The sequence below is a fragment of the Sphingomonas sp. P4_D12 genome, assembly GCF_056401895.1.
The window spans coordinates 540,734-552,692 of the sequence record NZ_JBFUIL010000001.1 but is presented as its reverse complement, the minus strand read 5'-3'; the positions used below and the strand labels follow the sequence as shown (position 1 = coordinate 552,692).

Sequence of the window (11,959 nt, the reverse complement as noted above, 5' to 3'; positions counted from 1 at the left end):
CCCGGCCTCCCATAGAGTACCGTAGATGGGAGGCCGGGTGGGGGAGCGGGCCGGTGCCGTACCAACAACATCAGCGCGCACCCTCGGGCCACAGCACGACGCGGATCGTCTGGAGCAGGATCAACAGATCGAGGAACGGCGAATAATTCTTGGCGTAATATAGATCGTATTCGAGCTTCTGCCGGCTGTCCTCGATCGACGCGCCATAGGGATAATTGATCTGCGCCCAGCCGGTAATGCCCGGCTTCACCATGTGGCGCTCGGCATAATAAGGCAGCTGCTGTTCGAGATCCTCGACGAATTGCGGGCGTTCGGGGCGCGGGCCGACAAAGCTCATCTCCCCCTTCAGCACCGACCAGCATTGCGGCAGTTCGTCGATCCGCACCTTGCGGATGAAGCGGCCGATCCGGGTGATGCGCGGATCGTCCTTCTCGGCCCACACCGCCTGGCCGTTGACCTCGGCATCCTGGCGCATCGAGCGCAGCTTGAGGCAATCGAACCCGACGCCGTAGAGGCCGACGCGGCGCTGGCGATAGAAAGCCGGGCCTTTGCTCTCGAGCTTCACCGCCAGCGCGGTGAGCAGGATGACCGGCCCCGCAACCAGGAGCAGGAGCAGGCTGGCGGTGATATCGAACAGCCGCTTGAACACACCCGACAGCATCCGCCCCGACGAGAAACCGTCGGAGAAGATCAGCCAGCTCGGATTGACGCTCTGCAGGTCGACGCGGCCGGTCTCGCGCTCGAGGAAGGTCGAGATATCGTTGACATGGACGCCGGTGGTTTTGATCCGCAACAGGTCCTTGAGCGGCAGTGCGTTGCGCCGCTCCTCGAGCGCCAGCACCACTTCGCTCGCGTTGAGCAATACGACATGGTCGGCGAGATTGTAGATCGCATCGCGCGCGATCGCTTCGGGGATCACTCGGTTGGCTTCGCTCATCGAGACATAGCCGACCACGACGAAGGCCGATCCGGGCTGTTGCTGCAAGGCTTTCAGCCGCGCGGCGCGCGGGCCGGCGCCAAGCACGACGACGCGGCGCTTGAACACATGGCTGCCCAGCATCTTGCCGAGCAGGATTCGGATGGCGATCAGCGCTACCGGCGCGATTCCCATCGCGTAGAACAGGTTCGATCGCCAGAAGGTTATCGCCGGCGACAGGAAGTACAGCACCGACAGGAAAATCACGCCGAGCGAGATCGCGACCAGGATGCGCGCGATCGCCCGACGCAGCGACTGCAGCGCGTCGGCGCCATAGACGCCGACCGCGATCATCGCGGTTTCCAGCGACACGGCGAATGTGAAGAGTTGCGGCAAGCGATTGACGATCGGCTCGACAATGCTGCCGAGCTGATGCAGGCGAATCGAATAGGCGATCTCCGCCGCCGCGATCAGCAACGCGACGTCGAGCAGTCCCAGGAACAAAACGGCGTGCGGCACATAGTGCTTGAACAGCCTGATCATCGTCTTCGCCTGCCTTTTCGGCCTCAGTGCAATCGTCGGGTGTAAGGTTTTCCGACAGGTTTCAGGCGGTGTCGCAGAAATTGACAAAGAAAGGCTGAACGCCGCGGAAACCGGCGACTTTCTGCGAGTTTGGCAAATCGTCGGAAGACCCTAGATTAGCATCAACCGCAAAGGACCCGTGAATGCCCGAGACGACGTCGATCATCCCTGTCATCCTCTCGGGCGGATCGGGCACGCGGTTGTGGCCTATGTCGACGCCGGAAACGCCCAAGCAATTGCTCGCGCTGACCGCCGACGAAACCATGCTCCAGCTGACCGCGCAGCGCGCCTCGGGCGACCATTTCGCGCCGCCGATCGTGGTCGCCAACCAGCGCCATGCCGAAGAGATCGAGGCACAGCTCATGGCGATCGGCACGCCGGCCCAGGCGCTGATCCTCGAACCGGTAGCGCGCAACACCGCGCCGGCGATCGCGCTCGCCGCGCTCGCGGCGGGCGACGGAGAGGCCGTCTTGCTGATCATGCCGTCGGATCATGTCATCACCGATACCGATGCCTTCCACGCCGCGATCCATGCGGCGCGGCCGATGGTCGACCAGGGCTGGTTGGTCACGTTCGGGATTGATCCGCACTCGCCGGAAACCGGCTATGGCTGGATCCATGTCGGCGAAGCCGTTGCGCCGCGCGTGCACAAGGTGACGCGGTTCGTCGAAAAGCCCCCGCGCGACCGCGCCGAGGCGATGCTGGCGGCGGGCGATCATGTCTGGAACGGCGGCATCTTTCTGTTCCGGGCCGACGCATTCCTGGGCGCGCTCGCGGTCCATGCCCCCGAAGTTCTGCATGCGGCTCAGCAGGCCATGCTCAAGGCCAGGCACGAAGGAGCGCGTGTCCACCCCGACCCGCAAGCCTTCGCCGCTTCGCCCTCGGACTCGATCGACTATGCGGTGATGGAGAAAACGCCGCGCGTCGCGGTCGTGCCGGTCAGCATGGGCTGGAGCGACCTCGGCAGCTGGGATGCGCTCCACGAACTGAGTACATGCGATGGCAACGGCAACGTCTGCAAGGGCGATGTCGTCGCGATCGAGACCGAGAATTGCCTGGTCCAGGCCGATGGCGTGCGCATCGCCTTGGTTGGTGTGACCGACCTGATCGTGGTCGCCAACGGCAAGGATGTCCTGATCCTGCCGCGCGGCCGCAGCCAGGAGGTCAAGAAGCTGATCGAGGCGATGAAGTAGGAAGCCAAAGCCTTCTCCCCATGGAGAGAAGGATACCGCAGCTGGCAGCTTGCTGCCTAGCAGAGGTTGGATGAGAGGTTAGCCGCGCTCCGCGCCGCGCGTCCGCTCTGCGGTCGCTTCCCTCACGCACCCCCTCGGCTGCGCCGAGCGGGCCTCTCCTGTTTATCACCTTGTTCAGCGCGCAATAGTCATCGGCTTTGTGAAAAGCCTCTAGGATACCAAACACCTCTCCAAGTAGGCGCGTCCATATTCGGAAGCACATGTTTTTGGTCCAAAGTTGAAACGTCGACATCTTCAATTACGTGTTCGATCTCTGGGATGGGCTTCCCATTGAAAACGGTCATCCCCAAAATCGCGAGTGCATCGTCATAGCTATACGCCGTGACTCCGCACCCAGGTCTGGGCACGCCAAAGCTGTTGCTCGCTGCAAAGCGAATCCAGAATCGATGAAGGTCCATGGGGCACCCGGCACAAAATAGGTAGAAGTTCCCGGCTCAAACCGGATTGAAGGACCTTCGTATGGATCGGCGTTGCCCCGGGAGAGCCCATGTTCCGGAAAATGCTCGGTGGTGCTCCGTTCGACCTTCCAAATGATGCTCACCACGCGATCGGCAGTTCTGAAATTACTCGCCAAAATCGCTCCAGATGATGTCTTCGTCGGTTGCCCCAATAGATCTCAGTACGTCCTTTAGCTCCTCGCATGGATCTTTCGAATCTTCACGGAGGTACACGTCAACTCCCTTCTTGGGAGCATCCAGATAGAACCCCAACAAAGCATAGATACCGGCCTCGGTGTGTATCGACGCGACGTCGAGATCACCCAAATCATCACGAATTCGTTCAAATATTAGCCCGAAACGCTCGGATAGAGCCTCTTGGGTGATGTCCAACATGGCAGCATACCGACCCGTCCTATAGGGTGCAGTTCCGAGCGGGATTTGAGCAATTTTTGTCATTCACGGCCTCGTTATGGCACGATCGTCTGGCCTGTCACCGTCACAGGAATGGATGCCCATCCTCGCTAACTAGGGCTCCCTCCCCCGCCAAATCGCCCGAGCATTTGTTGATATCCAACGCAGATGCTTGCGTAAGGCGAGGCGGGTCATCGCCCCAAGCTGACTTCACCAATCACAGAGTAGAGGGTCGTTCCAGGCGTTACCGAATCCCTACGCCGACTCTACGTAACGCCTTACGAGACTATAATAACCTTCTTCGCCATCTTTGGCAGGATTGTTATCAAGGAACTCAATTATACGATTTATAAATAAACTCTCAGCTTCCCCGTTTTTCGAAATTCGACATGCAACGAGAGAGTTCACGTATGAAACAAGCTCATAAATCCGATGATTACGCCGATAAGCATTTGGAGGCAGGGAAAATGGAGCATTCAATCTCTCTTCCATTTCACTACGTTCTGGATGATCAGCGCGGGACAATGGTAGCTCCAGGATTGAGGGAGTTTATGCCATCGAGATACTCTCGCAATGGAACAGCATTTGGACTGAAGCGCGGATCATAAACGTACGATCCATCGGTATAGACGTCATGATAGACAAACCCATCTTGCACCGAGCCATACTCCGAAAGACTCAGATCCCTTCCGGCTGACGGAGTGATGTGAAGAATATCACCATTCCCATTCGCGGCTCGTTGTATGGATTCCGCGATCTCTGAGCAATCGGTTCCAGAACATATGTTCATATTGTTCATGTGATTGGCAAGATCCGGATTGGCCGCGGCGTCCGCTCCAGAGCTCGCTTCACCAGCTGCTGCGCTGGCGTCCGCCGCTTCAGCTGCGGCCCCGCCGTCTGCGGCTCCGGCGGCGGCCGCCGCGTCCGCCGCGCCAGCGGTCCCGGCACCACCACCCGCCTCCGCAGCAGCTGCGCCACCGAGCCCCCCGCCAACGAATGCTCCAGCACCACCAAGTGCGCCGCCCGTTGCTACCGAGATCGCCAATCGCCCCCAGTTGAAGTTCCAGCAATGCTCGTTCCGGTGCTCCCACAACTCTATGCCGAGGTCGATCACCGCACCAAGCATCATGCCGATCAGGATCGGATTACGCCCGCTTGGATCGGTGAAGCGCAGCGGATTGGCGTTCGCGTAGAGATAAGGGTTCGCACCACCTCTCAACCCGACCGGGTCGGCCTGGATGTAGCGCCCGAGCGTCGGGTCGTAATCCCGGTACCGGTTGTAGTAGAGGTCCATGAGCGTCCGGGTCTGTCCGGGGAACCCGACCAGCGTGTATCCCGGCGTCACCACGTTGCGCAAATTGTCGGTAATCAGGATCGGCACGCCGAGATGATTGCCGTAGACCCAGTTGAGCCCGGCGGGGGTCGCGACGGCGAGCGGGGCGTAGCCGCCCATGCCGTCATCTCCACCAAAAGGCTCGGCAGGACTGCTCACCGTCGGGCTCAGCCAGATCGTCTCGGCCCGCACATCGGTATAGGACGAACCATATTCGCCCATCATCCGACCATCGAGATCGTACACATAATGGCGCGGGTCGGTGGTCGCACCGCCGGTGATGCGATCGTCGAAGCCGTTATATTCGTTGACCAGCGTATCGCCGCCGGACACCTGGTAGCTCGTCAGCCGGCCAAAGCCGTCATAGGCCACGGTGATCCCGCTCCCCGGCCGCGTCTCTCCGATCGTGTTGCCACGCCCGTCATAGCTGATCGACCGCGTACCGGCGGCATCGACCACAGAGGCGAGCTGGTTCGTGCCCGTGTTGAGTGCGTAGGTCGTCGTCGATGCCGGCACGATGTCCGCCGGATTGGCGCGCAGCTCGGTGCGCTGCAGGTTGCCGTTGGTATCGTAAATCAAATCCTGGCGCCGCGCGCTCCCAGATGCCAGCACGCTCTGCGTCAATCGCCCGACGGCATCATAGCCATAAGTGACACTACGCGTGGAATCGACGTTGTCGGTGATCGACGTGATGTTGTCGTCATTGTCGTAACCATAAGTCAGCGACGAGACGTCGGTTCCTGCCGGGAGGTAAAGCCGCCTGCTCGCGAGCCGGCCGTCATTGCCCCAACTTTGCTGGAACAGGAGACCATTGCCGTACGTCGCCGACAGCATCGACCCGAAGGGTTCGTAGGTGATGCCGGATATCAGGTATTGGAGCGGGGCGGAGGAATTAGCTCGCGTGGAAACCAGGGTTACGCGCCCGTACAAATTACGCGTGTAGTTCACGATCCGGCCTGACGGATAGGTGATGCTCACCACGCGGTCAGCGTTGTCGTAAGTATAGGTAAGATCGGCGAGGACGGTCGATCCGCTCTTGCGCCGCTTGATCGTGATATTGCCGCGATGGTCGTAACCGAACTGGGTTTCGCCGGTGCTGTCCACGGCCGAGACCAGCCGTCCAATGCTATATGAGCCGGTGATCACATTGGCGTCATAGCCATAGTTGACGATTTCGGATGCCGGGCGGCCGGCAGGCGTCTTGCTCAGGATTCGCCCCAGTGCATCGCGAACGATATCAACGCGCTGCCCCCGCCCATCGATTGTCGCGATCACCGCGCCCGCCGCATCGTAATAATAGGTGCTGGTGCCGCGATCGGGGCTGACCTCCCGGATAACGTCACCGAACCCGTCGCGAACGAAGGTAGTCTGGACCGACTTCGCATCGGTGAAGCTGCTCGCTCTGTCGAATACGTCGTAGGAAGTCCCGCGGCTGCCCGTGTCGGGCGCGACTGACGAGATCAGCCGATTGAGCGAATCGAAGGCTCGCGTGGTCGCGAAAGATCGCGCCGAGGTGACCGAAACGACGTTGCCGAGCTTGTCATAAGCCAGAGCCGAGGTGCGGCCGGTCCCCAGCGTCTCCGTCAGCAATCGACCGAGTCCATCGAACGTGCGGCCGATCTCGCGAGCGGTGGTGCCGTTGATCCGCTTCACGGATTGGAGCGTGACGTTGCCCATCGGATCGCGGGTGAAGGCGATCTTTTCTCCGGTTAGCGTCAAGCGAAGCGCGGTGACTTGCCCCGCGAGGTCGCGATCGATCGCCAATTTTGTCGTACCTGGCAACGTAACTCCGACGATGCGTCCTTCGATATCATAGTCGAAGGACGTGACGGCATCGCCCGCAGACGACGCGGGGCTCTTGACCGTCACGATCGCCAACCGGCCGAGCTGATCATAGGTGTAGAGCGTATCGATGCCATTGGGGTCGGTCATCTTTCCCGGTCGACCATTCGCATCGTAATTGGCGAAATGCGTCACGTAACCAAGCGCATTGGTCGAGGTCAGCAGATTGCCATTGGTATCGTAGGTGAAGGTGGTGACGTCGTCCTTACCGTTCACATCGAGCCCCTTGGGCCCGTTGACCGACAACAGCCTGCCGTTGCCGTTCCAGTTGTAGGTCCAGGTCCTAGTTTGACCCGCCGTCGAATAAGGGACCGTTTGCGTCGTCGTGTCGGTCTCAGTCTTCGTCAGCAACAATCCCGCCGGGCTGTAGGTGTAATCGATGCTGAGCCCGGGTCGATCTTCGTGCTTGGGAAGATCGAACACTGGATCCCAGGTGAAGTTGGTCGTCCGCGCGTCCGATGTCCCTGACGCTTCGCGCAACAGCGTGGGACGGAGCTGTCCGTCGATATCGACGTGCTGCTGCAGCCCCTTCTCATCGGTAAAGTCGGCGATCGCCATGTCGCCGACATAGCCGTAGTAATTATAGTTGGTCGTCGACCCTTCGACTCCCATCGAGGCGTAGTTGGTAACGCTTTGAAGCACACGCTGAGCGTCAGCCCAGTTATGCGCTTTATAGAATCTATAATCCTGTCGATATCCGAGCGGGTTTGTCACCTGCCTTATGAACGAGGCCCCCCAAGACATGTCCTCCAGGTTGACGATTTGGTACTTGTTGAACCCGCCAGCGAGTTCGGTCGACGTGACCAACCCGGCCGCATCATAGGTATAAGTAGAAAGCCGGTTGCCGTTCTGGTCGACTTTGCCGGTCAGCGCATAAGGGATCGCCAAGTTTTCATAGAGATAGGTCCGCCCCCAAAGCAACGTGCCGGTGGATGAGAGGCGCTGGACTCCTTCCAGGCGGTCCTGGAGCTTGGAACCGCGGACGTCGTAGTCCTTGCCATAGGTATAGTTCAGGCTCGTTCCATCCGGCAGGTCGATCTTGGAAATCACGTGCACCGCGTGATTCAGCGACAGGGTAGCTGCGGTTTCCCGCGGCGCGTCGGCCCAGGTCAGGGTCATTTGATGACCGAGGCTATCGGTCACCAGGTTGGGAAACTCGCCTGTGTCGGGATATGAATAGGAAATCTTGTACCCATCCGCCCAACCATGCTCGATCGGGACAAGATACCTGACGCCATCCGTTGGATTGCTGGGACCGGCCCGACGGAACAGGATATACTCACCCTGCTGCATATCCATCCGGACTTCGCCACCGCCATTAGAGACAGCCGATCCAGCATAGAAATAATCGTTACGACCGGACGACGGAATGGCGACCATCGATAGTCTGCGCCTAGTCGCCGCATAAGTGTGCCAGGTCCAGACGGAGTCCCCACCATCGGGAAGGAAGATGGCGAAGGAACCATCGACGTCTAGATATTCGAGCCTGCCGTTACCAAAAGCGAGTCTTCCAGGTACGACGCCGTGCCAGCGCGCACCAAAACCCGGAATAGCTGTTGGCGAGACGACGTTCGTATAATCCTCTCCGAGACTGTAATATGTTCGATCGACCGAGAACCGTCGTTCGGCAGCGGAATAGTCAACCTCTTCATCGACCTTTGCGCCTTGGTTGAGCGCTACAGGATTGCCTACGGTCGGATTTGGAGAGCCATCAGGACCGCCGTCTTTACAACCGCATTGCGCACGCGAGCCGGTATTGGCATCGCCGCGCAGGCAGATGCCGGGATCCGCCAATTGATAGCCGGAGGGACAATATGCTGTTGCGAGGGCGGAGAGGATGGTGTTGGAATTGGCGTTCAGCGTCCAGTTGCAAGCCGCAGTACGCCCACCATTGTAGGTCGGCGGTTGAAGCGTCGCGCCCGGGTTGTAATAATCGTGCTGAGCCTTGCAGGCCGCATCCGGGCTTGGCCAGTTTCCAGGATCACTCGGAAAATTGCCGCTCCAGAGTGGCGTTGGCGCATAAGCCGGCGGGGCCACTCCTTGTGCATTCGCCGTGACGGGGAACAATAACAGCGTAAAGAGAAGAGCCAAATATGCAGCAAATCTGCGCATCGTCGTCATCGCCCCCGATCGAGACTCAATGCGGCGAAAGTGTACTGTAATCTCCAGCTTCACAAGGGGTTAGGTCCAAATAGAACGTAAATTTACCTTTCACTACAATATCATGACACGTACGCGGCCCTGCCTGCAAAACCGCGCAGTTGAAAGCTTCGGCGCCCGGCGAATTTTCGCCGATCAACGACCACCGGCAGCGTCGCCAGCTTTGAAGGCGGCGGAAAAGGCAGCTCCCAACGGGGGAGCAACCCGCTCCTAAAAGTGCAACTGCACGCCAATGCGGTAGGTCGACCCATAGCGCTCGCGTTCGACTAGGAAGTCCTTGCTGCCCTGATAGTGGCGCCATGGCGAGTCAGTCAGATTGGCCGCGTCGACATAGATCGTATATTGCGGCGTGACCTGTAAACCGACGTGCAGGTCGAGCTGTCCCTGCGCATCCCAATAGGAGTCGGTGGCCGCGCTGGTGCCGACCACGTCGGAGAAGGCCGAGCGGTAATTGAACGCCAGCCGCGCGGTCAGGCCGTATTTCTCGTAGAAGAGGCTGACATTGCCGAGGTCGTGCGACTGATAGGCGAGCGGGATAGCGCCGGCGCGGAACCCCGGTCCGGTGGCATGGCCCCAAACGTGCGTGTAATTGGCCGACAGGCCGAAGCCGCTCAGGAAACCCGGAAGACCGGTGAACTGGGTCTGGGCGTTGAGCTCGACGCCGCCGATGAACTCCTTGTCCATATTGGTATATTGGGTGAGGTCGATCTTCGGATAGTCGGTCGCCGACGCGCCGGGAATGTCGCCCGGATTGGCAATACCCTTCTGGACGATCTGATAGATCGGGTTCTTGATGTCCTTGTAGAAGAAGCCGACGCTGAACAGGCTGTCCTTGGTCGGATAATATTCGATCGCGGCGTCGAAATTGACCGCTTTGTAGGGCTTCAGGAAGGGGTTGCCGGCGGCAACCGTGGCCGGATTGGGATCGTTCGGCGTCACCGTGATGAACGGCGCCAGCGTGCTGTAATTCGGGCGGCCGATCGACGTCGTGACCGCGCCGCGTAGCAACAAATTGGGCAACGCCGCGAACTTGACGTTCAGGCCGGGGAACCAGTCGGTGTAGCTGTTGGTGGCGCGGGCGTTGAAACTGTTATTGGCAGCCAGTGCCGCGGCATAGGCCGCGTCGGTCGTGATCGTCTTGCCGATCGCGGTGATCGCGGGGCCGACGATCTTCGCCGCGGTCTGATCGCGCGTATTCTCGACGCGCACCCCTGGGACGATGGTCAAATTGCCGAACTTTAGCGTGACCATCGCATAGCCCGCCAGGATGCGTTCCTTGACGTCGTAATCGGGCGCCAGCGAGCCGCCCAGATTGCCAGCATAGTCGAAGGTCGCCACGTTCGGATGCGCGACGAGATAGGCCCGCGCCTTGTTCCAGTCGATCCGCTGACCGAAGTTGAACTGCCCGTTGTAGAAGTCGCTGTCGCCCAGGAATCCGACGGTATCGAGCGTCCAATTGGCGCCCTTCGTGCTCTTGTAACTGGTCAGGTCGTGGTCGTCATTCTTGTGGCGGTCGAGATATTTGAAGCCAACCTGGAACGATGAGTCGGTGCCGATCGCCAACGGGTGGCTGTAATCGGCCCTGCCCTGCCAGATGCGTTCGAACGTGAAGCGGTGCTCGGCCTTCAGCTTGCTCTGGATGAAATTGGCCGGGTCCGAAAAGATCCCGGCATTCGTACCGCTCGGCACCAACGTATAGGGGTAGGTCGAGGGATCGTAGGTCGCAAACAGCGGGTTGGTCTTGGGCGGCGTATAGGTGAAGGTGAATTCGCTGCGAATCGGGTCGACCTTTTCGGCCCGGGTCCAACCGCCCGACATCGACAGCTTGCCGCCGCCGACATTGAAATCGCCACCCAGGGTCACCGACTTGGTGTTGTCGTCCTCTTCGCGATGGCGGACCAGGATCGTCGCAGTGGCCGGCAGCGTGGACAAGGTAAGAGCATTATAGGCCCCGCTGCCCTTTGCCGGGAAGTTGATCGCGAGCAGGTTCTGATCGCGAGTCTCATGGTCCTGATATTTGGAATAGCTCGAGCGGATATAGAGCTTCACGTCGTCGCTCGGTCGCCAATCGAAATTGCCGACAATGCCCAGGCGCGTGCGGAACAGATTGTAGTCGCGATAGCCGCCACCGGCCGGAACGGCCACGCCGCCGACGGTGTTGGTCCAGTCCGAAGAACCCTGAAAATTCTCGGACTCGATCGGGCGCCGCGAATAATTGACCGACAACACCGCGCCGAACGTCTCGCCGGCGCCGAACCGGCCACCGATCGTGCCGTCAACCTCATAAGGCGATTTCTTGTTGATGCCGTACAGGCCGATCGCGCCGCGGGCGTCGAAGAAGAACGGCGCCTTGCTGTCGAACGCAGTCTTGGTCCGGACATTGACCTCGCCGCCGATCGCATTGGCATCCTGGCTCGCGAGCAGCGACTTGGTGACGACGACCGACTGGATCATCGCCGAGGGAAGATCGTCGAGCTTGACCACGCGGCCGTCCGGCTCGGGCGCGGGCAAAGTCTGGCCGTTGAGCGTGACGTTGACCAGGCTCGGGTCGATACCGCGAATGACGACATAGCGCCCTTCGCCTTGATCGTTGGCGACAGACAGCCCGGGCAGGCGCTTGACCGCCTCGGCGACATTCTGGTCGGGCAGCTTGCCGACATCGTTGGCGTGGAGCGTTTCGACGAAATTGTCGGCGTCCCGCTTCTCGGCGGTGGCGGCGCGCAGCGCGGCGCGGCTGCCGGTCACGATGATGTCGCTGCTCGGAGCATCGCTCGGAGCAGCACCGCTATCCGCAGTCTGCGGGGCATCACTCGTGGCCGGCAAGGCAGGCGCGGTCTGTCCGTCGGCCGCGAATGACGGCGTCGCAACACACAGAGCGATAACGGCGAGAGCGAAGCGCGACGTCGTGCCGCGCAGCGTGAAGCTGACCATGTCGTAACCCCCGAAGAGCTGAGACATTGGTAAATCCCAACGTCCCGTCGCAAGGCGCGCTATTCCCGGCGCGCGACATTCGCGCGACACC

5 protein-coding genes are annotated in these 11,959 nt (G+C 60.2%); 1 reads left to right on the top strand and 4 read right to left on the bottom strand.

The window, feature by feature from the left end; genetic code table 11:
- Positions 1–70: 70 nt before the first annotated feature.
- The gene (locus AC1DSD_RS02610) at positions 71–1,459 is read right to left on the bottom strand and encodes a TIGR03013 family XrtA/PEP-CTERM system glycosyltransferase (protein ID WP_478028225.1); all 1,389 of its coding nucleotides are present in this window, start codon (positions 1,457–1,459) and stop codon (positions 71–73) included.
- A gap of 182 nt (positions 1,460–1,641) precedes the next feature.
- Between AC1DSD_RS02610 and AC1DSD_RS02605 the strand changes: the two genes are divergently transcribed.
- Complete coding sequence (locus AC1DSD_RS02605) at positions 1,642–2,691, top strand: mannose-1-phosphate guanylyltransferase/mannose-6-phosphate isomerase (RefSeq protein ID WP_478028223.1); 1,050 nt, start codon at positions 1,642–1,644, stop codon at positions 2,689–2,691.
- A 623-nt stretch (positions 2,692–3,314) separates the two neighbouring features.
- On the opposite strand, the gene AC1DSD_RS02600 is transcribed toward AC1DSD_RS02605, so the two are convergent.
- The 3 genes from AC1DSD_RS02600 to AC1DSD_RS02590 form a co-directional block, all read right to left on the bottom strand.
- Positions 3,315–3,647 (bottom strand): hypothetical protein, encoded by a 333-nt coding sequence (locus AC1DSD_RS02600; protein WP_478028222.1) that lies wholly within the window; start codon positions 3,645–3,647, stop codon positions 3,315–3,317.
- A 466-nt stretch (positions 3,648–4,113) separates the two neighbouring features.
- Complete coding sequence (locus AC1DSD_RS02595; RefSeq protein ID WP_478028220.1) at positions 4,114–8,952, bottom strand: RHS repeat-associated core domain-containing protein; 4,839 nt, start codon at positions 8,950–8,952, stop codon at positions 4,114–4,116.
- Positions 8,953–9,147: 195 nt separating this feature from the next.
- On the bottom strand, positions 9,148–11,895 hold the full coding sequence (locus AC1DSD_RS02590; RefSeq protein ID WP_478028219.1) for a TonB-dependent receptor: 2,748 nt from the start codon (positions 11,893–11,895) through the stop codon (positions 9,148–9,150).
- Positions 11,896–11,959: the final 64 nt, after the last annotated feature.

Bases quoted from the DNA above. Each gene is read 5' to 3' on its own strand.
- AC1DSD_RS02600 (WP_478028222.1), bottom strand. From the start codon at position 3,647: ATGACAAAAATTGCTCAAATCCCGCTCGGAACTGCACCCTATAGGACG.
- AC1DSD_RS02590 (WP_478028219.1), bottom strand. From the start codon at position 11,895: ATGTCTCAGCTCTTCGGGGGTTACGACATGGTCAGCTTCACGCTGCGC.
- AC1DSD_RS02605 (WP_478028223.1), top strand. From the start codon at position 1,642: ATGCCCGAGACGACGTCGATCATCCCTGTCATCCTCTCGGGCGGATCG.
- AC1DSD_RS02610 (WP_478028225.1), bottom strand. From the start codon at position 1,459: ATGATCAGGCTGTTCAAGCACTATGTGCCGCACGCCGTTTTGTTCCTG.